The sequence below is a fragment of the Streptomyces stelliscabiei genome (genome assembly GCF_014873495.1).
Classification (GTDB): Bacteria; Actinomycetota; Actinomycetes; order Streptomycetales; family Streptomycetaceae; genus Streptomyces; species Streptomyces bottropensis.
The window spans coordinates 8,154,515-8,175,248 of sequence record NZ_JADBGF010000001.1; the positions used below are offsets into that span (position 1 = coordinate 8,154,515).

16 protein-coding genes are annotated in these 20,734 nt (G+C 73.2%); 11 read left to right on the plus strand and 5 right to left on the minus strand.

All coding sequences use genetic code 11. From position 1 onward, the window contains the following. The first annotated feature begins 54 nt into the window (after window positions 1-54). From H4687_RS35870 to H4687_RS35885, 4 genes are all read left to right on the plus strand, one after another. Window positions 55-891, plus strand: a complete 837-nt coding sequence (locus tag H4687_RS35870) for an alpha/beta fold hydrolase (RefSeq protein ID WP_046920212.1) — start codon at window positions 55-57, stop codon at window positions 889-891. A 363-nt stretch (window positions 892-1,254) separates the two neighbouring features. Further along, window positions 1,255-2,364, plus strand: a complete 1,110-nt coding sequence (gene rsgA / locus H4687_RS35875) for a ribosome small subunit-dependent GTPase A (RefSeq protein ID WP_050399328.1) — start codon at window positions 1,255-1,257, stop codon at window positions 2,362-2,364. 169 nt (window positions 2,365-2,533) lie between these two features. Further along, on the plus strand, window positions 2,534-4,051 hold the full coding sequence (locus H4687_RS35880) for a DNA-3-methyladenine glycosylase 2 family protein (RefSeq protein WP_046919792.1): 1,518 nt from the start codon (window positions 2,534-2,536) through the stop codon (window positions 4,049-4,051). After that, window positions 4,048-4,542 carry a methylated-DNA--[protein]-cysteine S-methyltransferase gene (locus H4687_RS35885; RefSeq protein WP_005482079.1) on the plus strand — a complete coding sequence of 165 codons (495 nt, stop codon included), beginning with the start codon at window positions 4,048-4,050 and terminating at the stop codon, window positions 4,540-4,542. Before H4687_RS35880 ends, H4687_RS35885 begins: the two co-directional genes overlap by 4 nt. 70 nt (window positions 4,543-4,612) lie before the next feature. Here H4687_RS35885 and H4687_RS35890 read toward each other — a convergent pair whose 3' ends face one another. Then, window positions 4,613-5,095 (minus strand): DUF456 domain-containing protein, encoded by a 483-nt coding sequence (locus H4687_RS35890; RefSeq protein ID WP_046919793.1) that lies wholly within the window; start codon window positions 5,093-5,095, stop codon window positions 4,613-4,615. 359 nt (window positions 5,096-5,454) lie between these two features. Here H4687_RS35890 and H4687_RS35895 point away from each other — a divergent pair, with 359 nt between their 5' ends. After that, the gene (locus H4687_RS35895; protein ID WP_192781758.1) at window positions 5,455-7,563 is read left to right on the plus strand and encodes a protein phosphatase 2C domain-containing protein; all 2,109 of its coding nucleotides are present in this window, start codon (window positions 5,455-5,457) and stop codon (window positions 7,561-7,563) included. Between the two features lie 433 nt (window positions 7,564-7,996). Further along, complete coding sequence (locus H4687_RS35900; protein ID WP_179860253.1) at window positions 7,997-8,491, plus strand: ATP-binding protein; 495 nt, start codon at window positions 7,997-7,999, stop codon at window positions 8,489-8,491. Window positions 8,492-8,560: 69 nt separating this feature from the next. Here H4687_RS35900 and H4687_RS35905 read toward each other — a convergent pair whose 3' ends face one another. After that, on the minus strand, window positions 8,561-9,616 hold the full coding sequence (locus H4687_RS35905) for a DUF2637 domain-containing protein (protein ID WP_028796597.1): 1,056 nt from the start codon (window positions 9,614-9,616) through the stop codon (window positions 8,561-8,563). A gap of 335 nt (window positions 9,617-9,951) precedes the next feature. Beyond that, the gene (locus H4687_RS35910; RefSeq protein ID WP_404819298.1) at window positions 9,952-10,818 is read right to left on the minus strand and encodes a (2Fe-2S)-binding protein; all 867 of its coding nucleotides are present in this window, start codon (window positions 10,816-10,818) and stop codon (window positions 9,952-9,954) included. Window positions 10,819-11,017: 199 nt separating this feature from the next. On the opposite strand from H4687_RS35910, the gene H4687_RS35915 reads away from it, so the two are divergent. Beyond that, window positions 11,018-11,902 (plus strand): GntR family transcriptional regulator, encoded by an 885-nt coding sequence (locus H4687_RS35915; protein ID WP_046918709.1) that lies wholly within the window; start codon window positions 11,018-11,020, stop codon window positions 11,900-11,902. Window positions 11,903-12,094: 192 nt separating this feature from the next. On the opposite strand, the gene H4687_RS35920 is transcribed toward H4687_RS35915, so the two are convergent. Both H4687_RS35920 and H4687_RS35925 read right to left on the minus strand, forming a co-directional pair. Beyond that, entirely contained in the window at window positions 12,095-12,871 is a 777-nt protein-coding gene (locus H4687_RS35920) for a hypothetical protein (protein WP_046918715.1), read from the minus strand. Window positions 12,872-13,021: 150 nt separating this feature from the next. After that, window positions 13,022-14,698 (minus strand): PucR family transcriptional regulator, encoded by a 1,677-nt coding sequence (locus tag H4687_RS35925; protein WP_046918710.1) that lies wholly within the window; start codon window positions 14,696-14,698, stop codon window positions 13,022-13,024. Window positions 14,699-15,039: 341 nt separating this feature from the next. Between H4687_RS35925 and H4687_RS35930 the strand changes: the two genes are divergently transcribed. The 4 genes from H4687_RS35930 (at window position 15,040) to H4687_RS35945 (ending at window position 20,702) form a co-directional block, all read left to right on the plus strand. Next, the gene (locus H4687_RS35930) at window positions 15,040-15,927 is read left to right on the plus strand and encodes an FAD binding domain-containing protein (protein ID WP_046918711.1); all 888 of its coding nucleotides are present in this window, start codon (window positions 15,040-15,042) and stop codon (window positions 15,925-15,927) included. Continuing rightward, window positions 15,927-16,547, plus strand: coding sequence for a (2Fe-2S)-binding protein (locus H4687_RS35935; RefSeq protein WP_046918712.1), 621 nt, complete (start codon window positions 15,927-15,929; stop codon window positions 16,545-16,547). The genes H4687_RS35930 and H4687_RS35935 overlap by 1 nt, the downstream gene beginning before the upstream one ends. 2 nt (window positions 16,548-16,549) lie before the next feature. Next, the gene (locus H4687_RS35940; protein ID WP_046918713.1) at window positions 16,550-18,937 is read left to right on the plus strand and encodes a xanthine dehydrogenase family protein molybdopterin-binding subunit; all 2,388 of its coding nucleotides are present in this window, start codon (window positions 16,550-16,552) and stop codon (window positions 18,935-18,937) included. A gap of 319 nt (window positions 18,938-19,256) precedes the next feature. After that, on the plus strand, window positions 19,257-20,702 hold the full coding sequence (locus H4687_RS35945) for an NCS2 family permease (RefSeq protein ID WP_046915861.1): 1,446 nt from the start codon (window positions 19,257-19,259) through the stop codon (window positions 20,700-20,702). Window positions 20,703-20,734 lie beyond the last annotated feature (32 nt).

Consider the following 20,734-nt stretch of genomic DNA (forward strand, 5'->3'; position numbering starts at 1 on the left):
GTGCGTGCCGCTCAGCCGGACGCCGGTCATCCGCGAACGAAGGAACGAACCCCCATGCCGTACATCACCGTGGGCCAGGAGAACTCGACCACCATCGACCTCTACTACGAGGACCACGGGAGCGGGCAGCCGGTCGTCCTCATCCACGGCTTCCCGCTCGACGGGCACTCCTGGGAGCGGCAGAGCGCCGTACTCCTGGAGGCGGGGTACCGCGTCATCACGTACGACCGCCGCGGTTTCGGACAGTCCAGCCAGCCGACGACCGGCTACGACTACGACACCTTCGCCGCCGACCTGAACACGGTGATGGAGACCCTCGACCTGCGTGACGCCGTCCTGGTCGGGTTCTCGATGGGCACGGGCGAGGTCGCCCGGTACGTGTCCGCCCACGGCACGGAGCGGGTCGCCAAGGTGGCGTTCCTCGCGTCGCTGGAGCCCTGCCTGCTGAAGTCCGACGACAACCCCGACGGGGTCGCCCCGAAGGAGTTCTTCGACGGCGTCGTCGCGGCCGTGAAGGCGGACCGGTACGCCTACTACACCGCCTTCTACCAGGACTTCTACAACCTGGACGAGAACCTCGGCACCAGGATCAGCGAGGAAGCGGTCCGCCACAGCTGGGACGTCGCGGCCGGCGGCGGGTTCTTCGCCGCCGCCGCCGCGCCGTCGACCTGGTACACCGACTTCCGGTCGGACATCCCGGCCATCGACGTGCCGGCCCTGATCCTGCACGGCACGGGCGACCGGATCCTGCCCGTGGAGGGCACCGCGCGCCCGTTCCACAAGGCGCTCCCCTCCGCCGACTACGTCGAGATCGAGGGCGCCCCGCACGGTCTGCTGTGGACCCACGCGGAGGAGGTCAACACCGCGCTCCTCGCCTTCCTCGGGAAGTGACCCGTACGGGACCGACGGCCGGGGGGAACCCGGGCGTCGGTCCCCCCGCCCTTCGTGGGTGCGGCAGTCGTTCGAAGCCCCTGAGAAATTGGTTGGCGTCCGCCGCCGGGTGTTCCTATCCTGAGGGGGCTTCACGCGGTGGCTCAGGGCTGCCGTTGTCAGTCGTGTGTCAGCAGGACGAACCAGTACGCGGAAGTACGTCAGTCGTACGGAGAAACGGGAGGTGTGACCGATGGCTGTCTCTGTGATGGGCGCTGCCCGCAACCAGAAGATCATCCACTCCACCTCCGTGGCCTCCGGCTGACCTTTCCCACACAGCGCGCACGCGCGTGCCGCCGGGGCCGCCCTTGTGAAGGGTTTCCCTTGAACCTCCTTTCTCTTTCGGCCTCTTCGACTTCCCCGCACCCCCTCGCCGCGTACGGCTGGGACGAGGGCTGGGAAGCGGAGTTCGCCGTCCACGCCGAGCAGGGTCTGCTGTCCGGCCGTGTCGTCCGGGTCGACCGGGGGCAGTGCGACGTCATCACCTCCGACGGTCCGCTGCGGGCCGACACCGCGTTCGTCACCCCCCACGACCCGCTGCGGGTGGTGTGCACGGGCGACTGGGTGGCCGTGGAACCCGCGGGCGACCCCCGCTACGTCCGCACCTACCTGCCCCGCCGCAGCGCCTTCGTACGCTCCACCTCCTCCAAGCGCGCCGAGGGACAGATCCTCGCGGCCAACGTCGACTACGCGGTCGTCGCCGTGTCGCTCGCCCTGGAACTCGACCTCGGCCGGGTCGAACGGTTCCTCGCGCTGGCCTGGGAGTCCGGGGCGCAACCGGTGGTCGTGCTCACCAAGGCCGACCTCGTGTCGGACGCCGCCACACTGGCGCATCTGGTGCAGGACGTGGAGACCGTCGCGCCCGGCGTCGCCGTGCTGACGGTCAGTTCCGCGTTCGGCGAGGGCCTCGACGTCCTCGCCGCGGTGCTCTCCGGCGGCACCTCCGTACTGCTCGGGCAGTCCGGCGCCGGCAAGTCGACCCTCGCCAACGCGCTGCTCGGCGACGACGTGATGGACGTCCAGGCCATCCGTGACGTGGACGGCAAGGGACGGCACACCACGACCACCCGCAACCTGCTCGCCCTGCCCGGCGGCGGGGTCCTGATCGACACCCCGGGCCTGCGCGGCGTCGGCCTCTGGGACGCCGAGAGCGGGGTCGGGCAGGTCTTCGCGGAGATCGAGGCACTCGCCGCCGACTGCCGTTTCCACGACTGCGCGCACATCGCCGAGCCCGGCTGCGCGGTCCTCGGCGCGGTCGAGTCCGGTGAACTGCCCGAGCGACGCCTCGACAGCTACCGCAAGCTGCTCCGCGAGAACCAGCGGATCGTCGCCAAGAGCGACGCACGGGTGCGGGCCGAGATCCGCAAGGAGTGGAAGCGGCGCGGCGCGGAGGGCCGCGCGGCGATGGAGGCGAAGAGGGGCGGCCGGCGCTGATCCCGGCGCGGGCGAGAGGGGCGTGTCGCGCGGTTCCGCGCGCACGCCCCCGGGGGGAGGCGGGGCCGCGCGCCCCTCCTTCCCCTTCCCCTTCCCCGTCCCCGGGGCACCCAGCATCGTGTCCGAATCCCGCCAGCCCCGCTCGTCACCGTCGTCGACACTTGATGTCATGAAGGACGAGGACACCAGGTACGAGGCCGTACGCAGCAGGGACGGGCGGTTCGACGGCGCGTTCTTCTTCGCCGTCGGGACGACCGGGATCTACTGCCGGCCGAGCTGCCCGGCGGTCACGCCGAAACGGGAGAACGTCCGCTTCTACGCGTCGGCCGCCGCCGCCCAGGGCGCGGGCTTCCGCGCCTGCCGGCGGTGCCGGCCGGACGCCGTCCCCGGGTCGGCGCAGTGGAACGTCCGCGCGGACGCGGTGGGTCGGGCCATGCGGCTCATCGGGGACGGCGTGGTCGACCGGGAGGGCGTCGCCGGGCTGGCCGTACGGCTGGGATACAGCGCGCGCCAGGTCCAGCGGCAGCTCACCGCCGAGGTCGGTGCCGGGCCCGTCGCCCTGGCCCGCGCCCAGCGGGCCCACACCGCCCGCGTGCTCCTGCAGACCACCGCCCTGCCGGTCACCGAGATCGCCTTCGCGTCCGGGTTCGCCAGCGTGCGCCAGTTCAACGACACGATCAAGGCCGTGTACGCCCTGACCCCCAGCGGCCTCCGCGCCGGCGCACCCCGGCGCTCCGCCCCCTCGCCGAGCGCCGGTATCCCGCTCCGGCTCGCTCACCGGGGCCCGTACCAGTCCACCGCGCTCTTCGACGTCCTCGCCGCCGAGGCCGTCACGGGTGTCGAGGAGATGACCGGCGGACGCGGCCGGCGCACCTACCGGCGCACCCTCCGCCTCCCGTACGGCACCGCCGTCGCCGAGGTCGGCGAACGGCCGGTGAGCGGCCGGCCGCGCACATCGCCGCCCCCGGCCCCGTCCGCGGCCCCGCACCCCGGCGGCTGGCTCGACGCCCGGCTGCGTCTCACCGACCCGCGGGACCTGACCACCGCCGTGCAGCGGCTGCGGCGGCTGTTCGATCTGGACGCCGATCCGTACGCCGTGGACGCGCGCCTCGCCGAGGACGCGCGCCTCGCCCCGCTCGTCGCCGCCCGGCCGGGGCTGCGCTCGCCGGGCGCGGCCGATCCGGAGGAGTGCGCGGTACGGGCGCTCGTGGGCCGCGAGGAGGCGGCGCGACTCGTACAGGTGTACGGCAGGACCCTGGACGCCCCGCACGGGACGCTGACCCACCTGTTCCCCGAACCGGCCGCCCTGACCGGCGAGGCCGGCCTGCTCGGCGCCCTCGCCACCGCCCTGGCCGACGGCACCGTCCGCCTCGACGTGGGGGCGGACCGGGACGCCACCGAGGCGGCCCTGCTCGCCCTGCCCGGCCTGGGCGCCCGTACCGTCGCGGCGATCCGCGCCCGCGCCCTCGGCGACCCGGACGCGGCACCCCCGGACGTGACCCTGCCGGACGCCTGGCGGCCCTGGCGTGCGTACGCCCTCCAGCACCTCGGCACGGCGGACGAGCGGGAGCCGGTCACGGCCGCACGGCGACGGACGCGGACACGGGCGCGGACGCAGTCGCAGGCACAACCCGAGACACGGGCACAGGCACAGGAAACGGCTCTGGGACAAGGAGTGCAGTCGTGAGCACCGAGCAGGACACCTACTACACCGTCGTCGACAGCCCCACCGGACCACTCCTCCTCACCGCCGACGGCTCCGGCGCCCTCACCTCGCTCTCCGTGCCGGACCAGAAGGGCGGGCGGGTCCCGCTGCCGGGCTGGGTGCGCGACCCGGGGCCCTTCCGGGCGGCCGAGGAGCAGCTCGCCGCCTACTTCGCCGGGGACCTCACGGAGTTCCGGCTGGAGTTGCGCGGCGAGGGCACCGACTTCCGGCGCCGGGTCTGGGCCGCGCTCGACGACGTGCCCTACGGCGCGACCACGACGTACGGTGCCATCGCCGCCCGTATCGGGGCGCCCCGGGCCGCCGTACGGGCCGTGGGCGGGGCGATCGGCGCGAACCCCCTCCTCATCCTCCGCCCCTGCCACCGGGTGATCGGCGCGAACGGCACCCTCACGGGGTACGCCGGTGGCCTCGGCCGCAAGCGTCTCCTCCTCGGCCTGGAGGGCGTGCTCTAGCGCGGCGGCTCGCGGTGTGGGGGCGCACCGTGTGGGGGCGCGCGGTGGTGCCGGACGGCGTGGGCCGGTCTCAGCCGCCGAACACCACACCCACCCACGCCCCCGCCACCAGCAGGCACGCGAAGAGTTCCGCCAGGACGCTCGACCCGCCCGCGCGCATCGCCGTGCGGGTGGCGGCCTTCGCCGCGCCGTGACGGCCGAGGCGGAGTCGTTCGCAGAGGTAGATACCGCCGACGAAGCCCGGGATCGCGCCGAGCACGGGGAGCAGCACGAAGCCGAGGAGCGCGCCGGAGCCCGCGTACGCGCCCATGCGGGGGGTGGCGCCGCTCTCCGTCAGGCGCCGGGGTGGCAGGCCCCAGCGGACCGCCCACGACACGAGCAGTACGACGGTGGCGCCGACCAGCACCCACCAGGCGGCGGGCCGCGGATCCTCCAGAGCCCACCACATGACCCCGGCCCAGACCAGCCAGGACCCCGGCACGCCGGGCACCAGCACTCCGCACAGGCCGAGCAGCAGTACCACCGCGACCAGCAGGAGTTCCCACGCTCCCATCTGCCCAGGGTGCAGGACCGCGCGCGAAAGCGCAGGTCAGAGATGCCGGTCCAGGTCACCGGGCCGGGCTCGTACGCGGCCCGGCCCGGCCCGGCCGCGGCCGGGGTGCCGTGCCGGCGGGCGGCCGACGAGGCGGGGCCCCACGGCGGGATCCCAGGAACATGCCGCACACGCGGGCCGACCGGCCAGGCGCCCGCACCGCGTGGCCCGGATCCCTAGGATCCCTCGACTTTCCCCGACTCCCTTGCCTCGCACCGGAGTTCGACGTGTAGTCCGACACGCCGTGACGTCGTCGGCTCTGCGGACCGATTTTCCGGATGCCCCGTTTTCATACGGCTCCTGAGGTGGACAATTAGGGGATGAGCCAGCAGGGGGAGAGGCCCACCGGTCACGAGGACGACTGGTGGCGGCAGTTGTACGACGACGACATCAACGGGGACACGGGCCCCTCGGTCGCGGCCGATTCCCTCGACGACCGCTTCGCCTCGGCGGCGGACACGGTCGGGAAGCCGCGGACGACTCCGGCGAGCGCGCCGGACGGACTGGATGCGCCGGATCCGCCGGAAGTGCCGAACGTGCCGGAAGCACCGGAAGTGCCGGAAGTGTCGAACGCGCCTGAAGCACCGGAAGTGCCTGAAGTGCCGGACGCACCCGACCCGGCGAGTACGCCGAGTCGGCCGAGGGCGTCGAGTCCGCCGGGCGCCTGGGGGGCCGTACCGGGCACGTCCGGCGCCTGGGCAGCCGTGCCGGGCACATCGGCCACCAGGGCCACGTCACGCGGCGAGCCCGACGGACGACGGGGCGGCACGGGCAACGGCCCGACCCCGCCGAGTGCGTCGACCGACGCGGTCCCGCCGCCCCCCGGCCACGCCCCGGGCCCCTACACGGACAGGGTGCCGCCGCAGGGCTCGCCCGGCGGCCCCCGGCAGAGCGACCGTGGCGACCGGTCGGGTCACCCGCCGGTGCCCCCCGCGCCCCCCGCCCCGCCCCCGCCCACCGGCACCCCTCCGTACACCGGCCCCCCGCCCGCATCCGACCGCACCCCTCCTCCGCCGGACCGCGTCCCGCCTCCGCCGGACCACACCCCTCCCTCCTCGCCCCGCGACCGCACCCCTCCCGTGCCCGACCACGCCCCTCCATCCCCGGCCCCCGCCCTTCCCCCCGTCCCCGCCGCGGACCCCCGCCGCGGGCTCGTTTCGCAGCGGGCGCCCTGGGAGCCGCCGGTGGCCCAGGCGTCCGGGCCGGTCACCTTTCCGTCCGGGCCCACCCCGCCCGGATTCCGCACGGTCGCGCCCGGGTGGCGTGCGCCCGCGCAGCGGTCCCCGGGCGGCGTGCCCGTCGTGAGCCCCCCGGCGGATGTGCCGCCCGAGAGCGGCAGCGGGCACCCCGGGGATCTGTCCCGCGGTGGCACCCCCGCACCCTCCCCGGCCACCGAACCGTCCGACGCCCCGCCCCCCACGCTCCAGGCGCAGGAGGTCACCCTGGTCACCGGGAGCAGGCGCGTGCGGGTGGAGTACGTGGGGTCCGGGCCGCCCACGTACGACGCGGAACCGACCGCGCTGCCGCCGGCGGACCCGGAGGATCTGGGTGACCTGGTCGCGGACACGGTGCTGGACGGCGCGCGCTATGGGGCGTGCACGCTGCGCGCCGCGTCACTGCGCGGCGACTCGGCGCGCTACCGGGGCGAGCCGCGACGCGACGCGCTCCTCACCGCCCGCTTCGGCCTCGGCGAACAGGCGCTCGTGCTGGTGGCCGTGGCGACCGGCGCCCGCGCCACACCGGGCGCGCACCGCGCGGCGGCGGAGGCGTGCCGGTGGATCGGGCGGGCCGTCGGGCTGAGCCACGCACGGCTGGTGGATGACATCCGCGCGGCCCGGCGCGGCGACCTCAAGTCCGGGCTGCACCGGCTGACCGACCGCAGCCTCGGCAAACTGCGCGCCGGCGCGGTCGAGCAGGGGCTCGACCCGGAGGAGTACACGGCGAGCCTGCGCTGCCTGCTGATCCCGGCCGACCCCCGGTGCCGTACGCGCGTCTTCTTCGGGGTGGGCGGCGGCGGGCTGTTCCGGCTGCGGGACGGGGAGTGGCAGGACATAGAGCCCCGGGTCGCCGACACGGCCGGCGCGCCGGTGCTCGGCTTCGGTTCGCTGCCCCACGAGACCCCCGACGGCGACCGCCTCACCATGGACCTCAACATCACGACACCCCCGAGCCCGTACGAACCCGCGCCCGCGCCGCCCCGCGAGCCCTTCCGCTTCCGCGCCTCCGTGGCCCGGGAGGAGGACGTCCTGCTCCTGTGCAGCAGCGGTCTGGCCGAACCGCTGCGCGGGGAGGCCCCGCTCGCCGAGCATCTGGCGTCGCGCTGGGGGGCCGGTGAGCCGCCCGGCCTCGCCGCCTTCCTCGCCGATGCCCAGGTCAGGGTCAAGGGCTACGCGGACGACCGTACGGCCGCCGCCGTGTGGGAGGCCTGAGACCCCACCCCACAGGACGCGCAAGGGCGTCAACCAGCCGCGGGTTGGCCTGTACCAGCGAAGGTTTCCGGCCAATCAACATCATCGAGCCCAGCCGCCGGTCCGGGCCGGCGTCGCGGTGCGCGCGGGGCGGCCGTCCGTGCGGAGGATATGACCGGATCCAGGGCCCCGCATGGGCAATCGCGCCCCTTCTCGACCTCGGACGGGGGTGCCGCGGGCGCGGTGGGCGGACGGGTCCGGCGGGCCGTGCGGGGGTTTCGGAGGAGGGGAAGCGCTCTCCCGCGGTGGCGACAGCTGGCTTGACCCTGTGCGTTTGAAAGCGTACGGAGGGTCGTTGACGATTCGACATGAGTGCCGCGATCCGGACGGGGCATGGATCCCCGTGTACGTGTTCGGAACAGGGGGAATCGTCATCGGCGCGTGGGCGGGGGTCATGAAGAGGCAGGCGCGAGGGAGTGGTCCCGTGGCGACAGGGGCCTCCTCGGCAGAGGTGGTGGAGGAAGCGGTCGGCGACCCGACGGACAGGGCCGACGCGGAACAGCTGGAACGCACACTGGGGCGGGCGGACCTGAAGGCGGTGCCCGAGGCCCGCAGGGCCCTGCGGGAGCTGCTGCGGCAATGGGGGCGGCCGGAACGATCGGAGATAGCGGAACTGCTGACGAGCGAGCTGGTCACCAACGCGCTCATCCACACCGACCACGACGCGGTACTGACCGCGACCGTCTCACCGCGCGGACTGCACGTGGAGGTCCGGGACTTCGTGGGACGCAGGCCCAGACCCAGGGTGCAGAACGCCGACGACAGCACCAACGGACGCGGCCTCTTCCTCGTCCAGGCCCTCGCCGACGCCTGGGGGGTACGGCCGCACGGGGTGGGCAAGGCGGTCTGGTTCGACCTCGACGGTGGGCTGGCGTCCCCCTCGACGTGAAACGGACAGGGGCGCGGCTTCTGCCGCGCCCCTGTCCGATGTGTGGCTCCGTCCGAGCCGCCGGCTCCCTCAGCCGAACTGCTGCTCCAGATCCTTGAGCTTGCGCTCCAGGGAGTCGAGTCGCGGCAGGGCCATGGTGTCGTCCTCGGCGGTGAGGTCGACGGTGAGCGACTTGTCAGCGTTGCGTACGGGCTGCAGGGAGGGACGCGAGCGCACGGGCAGCTGCTCCGGCGTCGATATGGCAGGCTCCGAGGCCACCTGGGCCGCCGGTACGCGCTCCACCGTGGTGTCCACCTGGCGCCCGCCACCGCCACCGCCGCCGCCACGACCGGGCAGACCTCGGTGGCCCCGGCTGATCGCCTTGAGGTGGGCGCGCTCCAGACGTTCCTGCTCCCGCTTGCGCGTCCGGGTCTCTTCCTTGATCCGCTTGTCCTCGCGCACCTCGTCCACGGCCTCGTCCAGGCTGCGCACGCCCTCCAGGAGCATCAGCGACCAGGCCTTGTACGTCTCGCGCGGGGCCCGCAGCCAGCGGACGATACGGATCTGCGGCAACGGACGCGGCACCAGGCCCTGCTCGCGCAGCGCGGCGCGGCGGGTCTGCTTGAGCGCGCGGTCGAAGAGCACCGCGGCGGACATGGACATGCCTGCGAAGAACTGCGGGGCGCCGTCGTGGCCGAGACCCCTGGGAGCGTGCACCCAGTTGAACCAGGCCGCCGCACCGGCGAACGTCCACACGAGTATCCGTGAGCCGAGGGCCGCGTCGCCGTGGCTGGCCTCGCGCACGGCGAGCACCGAGCAGAACATGGCGGCGCCGTCCAGGCCGAACGGAACCAGGTACTGCCACCCGTTGGAGAGGCCCAGGTTCTGCTCGCCGAAGCCGACCAGGCCGCGGAAGGAGAGCGCGGCGGCGACCGCGGCACAGCAGAAGAGGAGGATGTAGGACGCCGTGGCGTAGAGGGCCTCCTTGCGCCTGCGGCGCTCCTCGCTGCGTTCCCACGAGTCATCGGTCTTCGCGTGCTCCCCGGAGCGCTTGCCGCGCGCGAGCACCGCAACCGCCGCCAGCATCCCCAGGAGCAGTACGGCGCCCGGAAGCAGCCAGTTCAGCGATATGTCGGTCAATCTCATCAGGGGTCCCTTGCATTGGGATAGGGCGTAACGCCCGCCATAGTGGCCCAATCCTCGCGGCCCTCAGGGGGTTTCGGGGCAAGAGACCGCCAAAGAAGTGCAATGAGTGACGCCAGGCGGCATTCTGCTCGAACTACCGCGCGAGGGACGGGAGTAGAGTGCGAGTGAGATTACCCGTTCGAGTGGTTCCACGGAAAGTTCCTGCGACAAGTGAGGAATTTGTGAACCAGCTGTAATCAAACAAGGGTCCCACCCGGATTTGATCTTACGGCACAGGCGGCGGGCGATCGCCGGGGGGTGGCACGCGAGAAGCATCCTCGTCCCCCGAGGGCCCGTCAACTGCGGGCGGCGGCCGTCAGTTTGCCGATCCGGTCCGCCTCGCAGGTGCGCGGGCAGGTGACGCAGGTGTCCTCCGGGGCCAGCGTGTAGAACATGCAGCAGCTCGCCCGGTCCCGGGTGGGCAGCGACTCGCCGCCGGGGCCGGTCAGTTCACGGAAGCCCGCGGCCCCCACGTACGGCCGGGTCGCGCCCGGCAGCAGCAGCTCCAGCTCGCGCCGGCAGCGCTCCTGCTCGTCGGCGCCCAGGAGTTCGGCGACGTACCAGATCCCCTCGACGATCTCGTCGGTCGCCATGCCCCACAGTGCCCGCCCCCGCCGCCGCATCCGGGGGCCGAAGCCGCCGAGGACCGGTTCTATGTGCTCGGCGAAGGCCGCCCGCAGCTCGGCCCGCAGCGCCTCCTCGTCCGGGACCACCCGGGCGCCCGGCTCGGCGGCCGCCGGATCGCCCGGCAGGCAGCTGAACGTCTCGCCACGCACCGCCAGCCGGCTCTGCTCCCGCTGGAACGCCACCTGCCCGGCGGGGAACCGGGGCACCCGGCGCTGCAGGAACCAGGGGACGGTGAAGAGGAGGCAGGCGTACCAGGCGTACCGGTGCAGTCCGAAGGCCGCCACCACGTCCGGCCGGCCCTCGCGGCCGTGGTCCCGCCGTATCTGGGCCGCGTCCCAGGCGAGGAACGCGTCGAGCTCGGCTCCGGCCGCCGCGAGCCCGGCCGCCCGGACCCACCCCTCGCCGTCGGGCAACGGATCCATGGGGGAGAGTTCTGTCACGCTCACCATCGGCAGGACCTCGCTCAGGCGGGCGTACGCGGCCGTCATGGGTGACGTGCGCGCGGAAAGGGCCGGTGCCGGAGCTGAGTGGGGCATGCGGGGACCGCCGTTTCACCATCGCTGGCCAAGTAAGGCTTACCTTACCCGAGGTGGTCGAGGTTTGAACTGAGGGCATGTGCGCCTATGGTGCTTTACGACCGGTAACAACCCCAGTAATGACCTAAGCGCCCCCATGTACCCCGTCGGCCGCGCTGCCCGACCCACCCGACACACGACTCGGCTCGCAGGAGGACCCGTGGAGCAGGCCGGACCGCGCTCGCGTCAGGCCGCCCCGCGCGCGCCGGAGGCCGCCGCCCGTCCGGCGTCGGCCTACCGCGTGCCCGCGCAGCCCGGAGTCGCGGACGTCGACCGGGAACGGGGCATCACCGCGGACGGCGGCGGCGCCGGGGTGCGCGGCGACACCGGCGGCGTCACCGACGCGGCCCGGGGCGAGCACACGCACAGCGAGACGCCCATCCCGCTGCCGCGCACGCCGGAACGACCCGTCCTCCAGCGGTCCTCCGTACGGGGGCAGATCCTCGACGCGCTGCGGGCCGCGCTCGCGGGCGGTGAGCTGACGCCGGGCGAGGTGTACTCGGCGCCCGCGCTGGGTGAGCGGTTCGGGGTCTCCGCGACCCCCGTGCGCGAGGCGATGCAGCAACTGGCCATCGAGGGCGCGGTCGAGGTCGTGCCCAACCGGGGCTTCCGCGTCGTACGACGGGGTGCCCGGGAGCTGGCCGAGCTGGCGGAGGTGCGGGCGCTGCTCCAGGTGCCGGTGGTCATGCGGCTCGCGCGTACGGTGCCGGCGGACCGCTGGGGCGAACTGCGGCCGCTCGCCGACGAGACGGCTCGCGCGGCGTCCACCGGGTGCCGGGCCACGTACGGGGAGGCGGACCGGGCCTTTCACCGGGGGGTGCTGGGGCTGGCCGGGAACGAACAGCTGCTGCAGATCGCGGACGATCTGCACCGGCGTACCCAACTGCCCTTGGGGGTCGGGCACTTGGGGGATGTCGGGAGTGGGGGACGCGTGGAGCTGATGGCTGACGCGGCGGAGCACATCGCGTTGCTGGACGCGTTGATGGCCGAGGACCTGGAAGCGGCGTGCTGTCTGGTGGAGAAACACTTCGGGGCGGTGGGCTGAGGTCGCGTCGGCGGCCTCGGGCCCGGTGGGGCTTCTCGCGCAGTTCCCCGCGCCCCCGAAAAGCCGGGGCTGCGCCCCGTGCTTTTCAGGCCCGTCAGGGCCTGTGCTCTTAGGGGCGCGGGGAACTGCGCGACCAGCCCCCACCCGTCCGCACCCGAAGCACGCACCCGCACTCATGCCCCCGTCGCGCCGTCACGCCGTCGCGGCCGGCGGTGGTGCCAACTGCCGGGCCAGCCACGTCGGTACGCCGCCCAGCAGCCGGAACAACCGCCCCGCCTCCTCGCGCAGCCGCGACGCCTCCGGTTCGGACTCGGTGTCCGCGAGGGCGACGAGAGCCGGGGCGGTGCCGACCAGATAGCCCAACTCCTCCCGAATCCGCAGGGATTCGGCGAAGCCGTGCCGCGCCTCGGCCAACTCGCCGTCGCGCAGGGCGAGTCCGGCGAGATGACGCCAGGTGAAGGACTGCAGGAGCAGATCGTCGTGCGCGGTCGCCCCGGCGTGGGCCCGTCGGTAGGCGGCACGCGCGGCCTGCGGGGATCGGGCGAGGTTCTCGGCGAGAACCCCCCGCCGGAAGTCGAGCAGGGCCCGGCCGGGCGCGCCGGGGGCGATCAGGGCCGCCGCCCGGCCGAGCGCGGCCCGCGCCTCGTCGGCGCGGTCCCGGACACGGAGCAGCGTGGCCGCGTACGCCAGTTGGCCGCGCTCGCAGGCCGCCGCGCCCCGCTCGTCGTCGGTACGGGCCTGCGCCTCGGCCGTGCGCAGCGCGTCCTCGGCCTCCTCCCAGCCCTGCTCGGTGTAGAGGCAGCGTTCGACGAGCAGCGCGGTCCGCTGCAGCGAGGCCTGTGGGGTGTCGGGCTCGATCAGGGCTGCCGCGTCGACCCAGCAGGCGCGTGAGCGCAGCCGCCATACCGCGGTCTGGAGTGGATCGTCACCGGCGGTCGTTCCGTTACCGGACATGGCGGTGTGCGCCACGTTGCCCTCCCCGAGCACGCCCTTGAGCTTTGAGTGGTGGCCGCATCTCAGCACGGATTCCGTGGCCCGGCCAAGGGGGTGGGTGAAGGAATTCACAAAGTCATGGGGTGCGGACGGCGCACTTGGATCTTCGCCCACCACCCCATGACCTCAGCTCATGCGCAGGGCCAGGAAGAAGTCCAGCTTGTCCTCCAGCCGGGAGAGGTCCCGGCTCGTCAACTGCTCGATGCGGCCCACCCGGTAGCGCAGCGTGTTGACGTGCAGGTGGAGCCGGGCGGCGCAGCGCGTCCAGGAGCCGTCGCACTCCAGGAACGCCTCCAGGGTGGGGATCAGCTCGGCGCGGTGCCGGCGGTCGTAGTCGCGCAGGGGGTCCAGGAGCCGGGCCGTGAAGGCGCGGCGCACGTCGTCGGGGACGAAGGGCAGGAGCAGCACGTGCGAGGCCAGTTCCTGATGGCCCGCCGCGCACACCCGGCCGGAACGGGCGGCCGCCACCCGGCGGGCGTGCCGGGCCTCCTCCAGCGCGCCGCGCAGGCCCTCCGCCGAGTGCACGGCGGCGCTGACACCGAGGGTGAGCCGTCCGTCGTCGTCGAGCCCGGCGGTCAGCGGGTCCCGTACGGCGGTGAGGAGCGTGTCGGCGTGGATGCCGGGCTCCGGACCGTCGGGCCCCGAGGAGACCGCCGGGAGGGGGACGAGGGCGATGGCCTCCTCACCCGTGTGGGCTACGGCGATCCGGTCCGAGGGCTCCGGGCCCGTCGCCAGGGGATCGACGAGGATCTCCTCCAGAAGCGCCTGGGTGACCGGACCGCTGTCGCTCTCGTCGCCGTCCCACTCGACCCGGGCCACGACGATCTGCCAGTGCGGCGCCGACCCGAGGCCGGGCAGCAGCACCGGCGCGGCCACCCGCAGCCGGGCCGCGATCTCGGCCGGGGCCGCCCCCGCCTGCACCAGTTCCAGGACCTCCTGGGCGAGTCTTCGCCGTACCGTGCGGGCCGCGTCGCGCCGGTCGCGCTCGACCGCGATCAGCTGGGTGACGCCCTGCAGCAGGTCGAGCCGTTCGGCGGGCCAGTCCCCGGCGTCCGCCTCGACCGCGAGGAGCCACTCGGACAGCACGGTCGCGCGCACGTCCCGCGCGAGGGGATCCGTGCCGCGGCCCGCGCCGCCGATCGGGAAGAGCGAGTACGTGGTGGTGCCGACGATCACGCGGTGCGGTCCTCGCCGTCCCGTGCGGGTCGCCGCCAGGTGCTCGGCGGCCAGCCGCGCGCGCAGTTCGGCGGGCAGGGCGGGCCCGGCGTCCTCGGGGCCCGCGACGAGCCGGCCGGCGGGGGAGAGCACCCAGGCGCGCAGGTCCAGATCCGAGCCGAGCAGGTCCAGAACCACGTCCGGGCCGCCGCCCGCCGGGCCGGAGGTCATCATCCGGCGGTGGCGGTCCACCACGGCCGCCAGGTCTCCGGCCCGCTCGCCGGAGACCTGCCGTACGACGTGCTCGGTGATCGTCGCGAAGGCCACCGACTCGTTCACCGCGAAGAGCGGGAGCCGGTGCCGGGCGCAGGCCACGACCAGGTCCTCCGGGATGTCGCCCAGCTCCGCCTCCCCGGCCGCCAACGCGGTGACCCCGGCCCCTGCCAGGAGCCGTACGAAGGGCTCGGAGTCGGCGGCGTCCCGGCGCCAGGCCAGGCCCGTGAGCACCAGCTCGCCGCCGGAGAGGTAGCGGCTGGGGTCCCTGAGGTCGGTGGTCATCACACCGCGCACGGTGCGGTCCAACTCGTCCCCGCCGCCGAGCAGCCGCAGACCCAGCGCGTCGGTGTCCAGCAGTGCGCGCAGCCGCATTCTCGTCGCCACCGTTCTTGTCTAGAAAACAACGTTCGGTTCGCCCGGGAAGCGTGCCCGAGGCTTCCGCGGGAGGGTGGTCGTGGAGGCCGGGGCCCCGTGTGTGTGCGGGGTGTTTCCAGCCGAAAACGAAGAGGTTGCCGAGGGCCTCCGTTCATACGAATCTACAAGATGCGCCCCTTGGCCAGCCAACTCCTTCATGTTTTCCGTGACTGACCGGGGTCGGGCGGGCGCTGTGTACTGAGACCCAAGACACGTGAACAGCCCATGGACGAGCCGGGCCCGCCGCACACGATGATCTGGCTCAAAAGACGACACAGACGAAGAAGAGAGCCGGTCACATGGACTTCCTTCGCCCCGCCAGCTGGGAGGAGGCGCTCGCCGCGAAGGCCGAGCACCCCACCGCTGTGCCGATCGCAGGCGGCACCGACGTGATGGTCGAGATCAACTTCGACCACCGCCGGCCCGGGCATCTGCTCGACCTGAACCGCATCGGCGAACTCTCCGAGTGGGAGGTCGGCGAGGACACGGTCCGCCTGGGCGCGTCCGTCCCCTACACCCGGATCATGGAGAACCTCCGTACCGAGCTGCCCGGCCTCGCCCTGGCCTCGCACACGGTCGCCTCCCCCCAGATCCGTAACCGCGGCGGCGTCGGCGGCAACCTCGGCACCGCCTCCCCGGCCGGCGACGCCCACCCGGCCCTGCTCGCGGCGGGCGCCCAGGTCGAGGCCGAGTCCGTACGCGGCACCCGGCTCATCCCCATCGACGACTTCTACACCGGCGTGAAGCGCAACGCCCTCGCCCCGGACGAGCTGATCCGCGCGGTACGCATCGACAGGGCGGACGGCCCGCAGCAGTACTCGAAGGTCGGCACCCGCAACGCGATGGTCATCGCCGTGTGCGCCTTCGGGCTCGCCCTCCACCCGTCGTCGCGGACCGTGCGGACCGGCATCGGCTCGGCCGCGCCGACCCCCGTCCGGGCCAAGGCCGCCGAGGAGTTCCTGAACGCGGCGCTCGACGAGGGCGGCTTCTGGGACAACGGCCGGATCATCACCCCGTCGGTCGCCAAGCAGTTCGCCGACCTGTGTGCCGGCGCGTGCAACCCGATCGACGACGTCCGCGGCACCGCGAGCTACCGCCGCCACGCGGTCGGCGTCATGGCCCGCCGCACGTTGATGTGGACCTGGGAGTCGTACCGCGGCACCGCCGCCACCGAGGGAGCTGCGTGATGCGCGTCAATTTCACGGTCAACGGCCGTCCGCAGGAAGCCGACGACGTGTGGGAGGGCGAGTCCCTGCTGTACGTGCTGAGGGAGAGGATGGGACTTCCGGGCTCCAAGAACGCCTGTGAACAGGGCGAGTGCGGGTCGTGCACCGTCCGGCTGGACGGGGTGCCCGTGTGCGCGTGTCTGGTCGCGGCAGGACAGGTGGAGGGCCGCGAGGTCGTCACCGTCGAGGGGCTGGCGGACTTCGCCAGGCAGCGGGCGGAGCGCGGTGGTTGCGCGTCGGGTGCGTGTGGTACGCCTGGTGCGGGCGGGACTTCGCTCGACACGGCCAGGCAGTGGGCCGCCCGAGGGGCCGACTCACAGGCCGGCGAAGGGGGCGGCGTACCTCCGCGTGCGACGCTCTCCCCGATCCAGCAGGCGTTCATCGACGCCGGCGCCGTCCAGTGCGGCTTCTGCACGCCGGGGCTGCTCGTCGCCGCCGACGAGATGCTGGAACGCACTCCCGACCCGAGCGACGCGGACATCCGCGAGGCACTGTCGGGCAACCTGTGCCGCTGCACCGGCTACGAGACGATCATGGACGCGGTCCGCCTCGCGGCCGCCCGGCAGTCCGAAGGGGTCTGAACATGGGAACCACCGGCCTGCCCACCAACATCACCCAGGGCTCCCGCACCAAGGGCGGCATCGGCGAGTCCACGCTGCGCCCGGACGGCACCCTCAAGGTCACCGGTGAGTTCGCGTACTCGTCCGACATGTGGCACGAGGACATGCTCTGGGGCCAGGTCCTGCGCTCCACCCTCGCCCACGCCGAGATCGTCTCCATCGACACGGCCGAGGCCCTCGCCACACCCGGTGTCCACGCCGTCATGACGTACGACGACCTGCCGACCGAGGTGCGCAACTACGGCCTGGAGATCCGGGACACCCCCGTCCTCGCCCACGGCAAGGTCCGCCACCACGGCGAGCCCGTCGCGATCGTCGCAGCCGACCACCCGGAGACCGCCCGCCGCGCCGCCGCCAAGATCAAGGTGGAGTACCGGGAACTTCCGGTCATCACCGACGAGGCCTCGGCGACCGCGGCGGACGCGCTCCTCATCCACGAGGGCCGCGACGACCACCACAGCGGCCATGTCGCTCACCCGAACATCGTCCACCGCCAGCCGATCGTCCGCGGCGACGTGGCGGCGGCCCGTGAGCGCGCCGATGTGATCGTCGAGGGCGAGTACGTCTTCGGCATGCAGGACCAGGCCTTCCTCGGACCGGAGTCCGGGCTCGCCGTGCCCGCGGAGGACGGCGGCGTCGACCTCTACGTCGCCACCCAGTGGCTGCACGCCGACCTGGGCCAGATCGCGCCCGTCCTCGGCCTGCCCGAGGACAAGGTACGGATGACCCTGGCCGGAGTCGGCGGCGCCTTCGGTGGCCGCGAGGACCTGTCGATGCAGATCCACGCCTGCCTGCTCGCGCTGCGCACCGGCAAACCGGTCAAGATCGTTTACAACCGCTTCGAGTCCTTCTTCGGCCATGTCCACCGCCACCCCGCGAAGCTCCACTACGAGCACGGGGCCACGAAGGACGGCAGGCTCACTCACCTCAAGGCCCGCATCGTCCTGGACGGCGGCGCGTACGCGTCCTCCTCCCCGGCCGTCGTCGGCAACGCCGCCTCGCTCGGCGCGGGCCCGTACGTCATCGAGGACGTCGAGATCGAGGCCCTCGCCCTCTACACCAACAACCCGCCCTGCGGCGCCATGCGCGGCTTCGGCGCGGTCCAGGCGTGCTTCGCCTACGAGGCGCAGATGGACAAGCTGGCGGCGAAGCTCGGCATGGACCCGGTGGAGCTCCGGCAGATCAACGCCATGGAGCAGGGCACCCTCCTGCCGACCGGCCAGGCCGTCGACTCCCCGGCCCCGGTCGCCGAACTCCTGCGCCGCGTCAAGGCGATGCCTCTGCCGCCGGAGCGCCAGTGGCTCGCGGCGGGCGAGGCGGCCGACGTACGGCAGCTGCCGGGCGGCCTGTCCAACACCACGCACGGAGAGGGCGTCGTGCGGGGCGTCGGCTACGCGGTCGGCATCAAGAACGTCGGCTTCTCCGAGGGCTTCGACGACTACTCGACCGCCCGCGTCCGTATGGAGGTGGTGGGCGGCGAGCCCGTCGCCACCGTCCACACGGCCATGGCGGAGGTAGGCCAGGGCGGCATCACCGTCCACGCGCAGATCACCCGCACCGAGCTGGGCGTCACGCAGGTGACCATCAACCCGGCGGACACGCGGGTGGGTTCGGCCGGCTCGACCTCCGCGTCCCGGCAGACGTACGTCACGGGCGGCGCGGTGAAGAACAGCTGTGAGCTGGTCCGGGAGAAGGTGCTGGAGCTGGGCCGGCGCAGGTTCGGCACGTACCACCCGGCCTGGGCCACCGCCGAACTCCTCCTGGAGGGCGGCAAGGTCGTCACCGACGCCGGTGAGGTGCTGGCCGACCTGGTGGACGTCCTCGGGGACGAGGCCGTCGAGGTCGAGGCGGAGTGGCGGCACCGGCCGACCGAACCCTTCGACCTGCGGACGGGGCAGGGGTTCGGGCACGTGCAGTACTCCTTCGCCGCACACCGCGCGGTCGTCGAGGTCGACACCGAGCTGGGCATGGTCAAGGTCGTCGAGCTGGCCTGCGCCCAGGACGTCGGCAAGGCGCTCAACCCGCTCTCCGTGGTGGGCCAGATCCAGGGCGGTACGACCCAGGGTCTCGGCATCGCGGTGATGGAGGAGATCGTCGTCGACCCGAAGACCGCGAAGGTCCGTAACCCGTCCTTCACGGACTACCTCATCCCCACGATCCTCGACACGCCGACCATCCCCGTCGACGTGCTCGAACTCGCCGACGACCACGCGCCGTACGGGTTGCGTGGGGTCGGAGAGGCGCCGACGCTGTCGTCGACCCCGGCCGTGCTGGCGGCGATCCGGGCGGCGACGGGGTTGGAACTGAACCGGACGCCGGTACGGCCGGAGCATCTGACCGGTACGGCGTAGTCCGTGGCCGCCGGGCGCGTAGGGGCTCGGGCGGTTCGGTTCGTCGGCGGGTGCGGGTGGGTGGGGGCTGGTCGCGCAGTTCCCCGGCGCCCCTAAGAGCACAGGCCCTGACGGGCCTGAAAAGCACGGGGCGCAGCCCCTGCTCTTCCGGGGCGCGGGGAACTGCGCGAGAAGCCCCACCGGACCCGCACCCGACAACGCACCCCACCAGCACCCACCCCGTTCGTCTCGGGCCGTCCCCCGGGTCGGGCACTTCCCAAATCCCGCCGAAGCCCGGTGCGACGGCCGGGTGCCCCTGTGAACCTTGGGAGTAGGCCCCATGACCCAACAGTCGCTGAAGCCGAGGACGGCCGCCGAAGGCGCCGTCGACCCGGCCGGCCGGTCCCGTCTCGACCGGTACTTCCACATCACCCACCGAGGCTCCACCGTCCCCCGAGAGATCCGCGGCGGCGTCACCACCTTCATGGCGATGGCGTACATCCTCCTGCTCAACCCGCTCATCCTGTCCGGCCCGGACGCCACGGGCGCCACCCTCGGCCAGAAGGCCCTGATCACGGCGACCGCGCTCGCGGCGGCCGTCACCACACTCCTCATGGGCTTCGTCGGCCGGGTGCCGCTCGCCCTCGCCGCCGGCCTCTCCGTCTCCGGTGTCATCGCCTCGCAGGTCGTCCCCCGGATGACCTGGCCGCAGGCGATGGGCATGTGCGTGATCTACGGCGTGATCATCATGCTCCTGGTCGTCACCGGCCTCCGGGAGCTGATCATGAACGCCATCCCGCTCGCGCTGAAGCACGCCATCACCATGGGTATCGGCCTCTTCGTCGCCCTGATCGGCTTCTACAAGGCCGGCTTCGTGCACCAGGGCAGGGCGACCCCGGTCAGCCTCGGCCCGACCGGCGAACTCGCCGGCTGGCCGGTCCTCCTCTTCGCGGTCACCCTCCTCGCGATCTTCATGCTCCAGGCCCGCGGCGTCCCCGGGGCGATCCTGCTCGGCATCGTCGGCGGCACGGTCCTCGCCGTCGCCCTCAACGCCCTCGACGTCGTCGACCCGAAGCAATGGGCCAGTGGCGCACCGGAGTTGCACGGTGCCGCGGTCTCGATGCCGGACTTCTCGCTCCTCGGGCACGTCGAGTTCGGCGGCTGGGGCGACGTCGGCGCGATGACGGTCGGCATGATCGTCTTCACGCTCGTGCTCGCCGGGTTCTTCGACGCCATGGCCACCATCATCGGCGTGGGGACCGAGGCGGGGCTGGCCGACGACAAGGGCCGGATGCCGGGGCTGTCCAAGGCACTGTTCGTCGACGGCGCCGGCGGCGCGATCGGCGGCGTGGTCGGCGGCTCGGGCCAGACCGTGTTCGTCGAGTCGGCGACCGGCGTCGGCGAGGGCGCCCGCACGGGGCTCTCCTCCGTCGTCACCGGCCTGTTCTTCGCGGCCTGCCTGTTCTTCACCCCGCTCACGGCGATCGTGCCCGGCGAGGTCGCGGCCGCCGCGCTCGTCGTCATCGGCGCCATGATGATGATGAACGCCCGGCACGTCGACTGGTCCGACCGCGCCACCGCGATCCCGGTCTTCCTGACCGTCGTGATCATGCCGTTCACGTACTCCATCACCGCGGGCGTCGCCGCCGGAGTCGTCTCCTACGTCGCCATCAAGCTGGCCCAGGGCCGGGCGCGGGAGATCGGCGCGTTCATGTGGGGCCTGACCGCGGTCTTCCTCGTCTTCTTCGCCCTCGACCCGATCGAGAGCTGGCTGGGCGTGCACTAGACGCCCGGCGCCGAGTACCGTCCGCACACCCG

Excerpts from the sequence above, each read along its gene's own strand:
- H4687_RS35870 (WP_046920212.1), top strand. The coding sequence starts at position 55 with ATGCCGTACATCACCGTGGGCCAGGAGAACTCGACCACCATCGACCTC.
- H4687_RS35880 (WP_046919792.1), top strand. The coding sequence starts at position 2,534 with ATGAAGGACGAGGACACCAGGTACGAGGCCGTACGCAGCAGGGACGGG.
- H4687_RS35890 (WP_046919793.1), bottom strand. The coding sequence starts at position 5,095 with ATGGGAGCGTGGGAACTCCTGCTGGTCGCGGTGGTACTGCTGCTCGGC.
- H4687_RS35895 (WP_192781758.1), top strand. The coding sequence starts at position 5,455 with ATGAGCCAGCAGGGGGAGAGGCCCACCGGTCACGAGGACGACTGGTGG.
- H4687_RS35900 (WP_179860253.1), top strand. The coding sequence starts at position 7,997 with ATGAAGAGGCAGGCGCGAGGGAGTGGTCCCGTGGCGACAGGGGCCTCC.
- H4687_RS35905 (WP_028796597.1), bottom strand. The coding sequence starts at position 9,616 with ATGAGATTGACCGACATATCGCTGAACTGGCTGCTTCCGGGCGCCGTA.
- H4687_RS35910 (WP_404819298.1), bottom strand. The coding sequence starts at position 10,818 with ATGCCCCACTCAGCTCCGGCACCGGCCCTTTCCGCGCGCACGTCACCC.
- H4687_RS35925 (WP_046918710.1), bottom strand. The coding sequence starts at position 14,698 with ATGCGGCTGCGCGCACTGCTGGACACCGACGCGCTGGGTCTGCGGCTG.
- H4687_RS35930 (WP_046918711.1), top strand. The coding sequence starts at position 15,040 with ATGGACTTCCTTCGCCCCGCCAGCTGGGAGGAGGCGCTCGCCGCGAAG.
- H4687_RS35935 (WP_046918712.1), top strand. The coding sequence starts at position 15,927 with ATGCGCGTCAATTTCACGGTCAACGGCCGTCCGCAGGAAGCCGACGAC.
- H4687_RS35940 (WP_046918713.1), top strand. The coding sequence starts at position 16,550 with ATGGGAACCACCGGCCTGCCCACCAACATCACCCAGGGCTCCCGCACC.
- H4687_RS35945 (WP_046915861.1), top strand. The coding sequence starts at position 19,257 with ATGACCCAACAGTCGCTGAAGCCGAGGACGGCCGCCGAAGGCGCCGTC.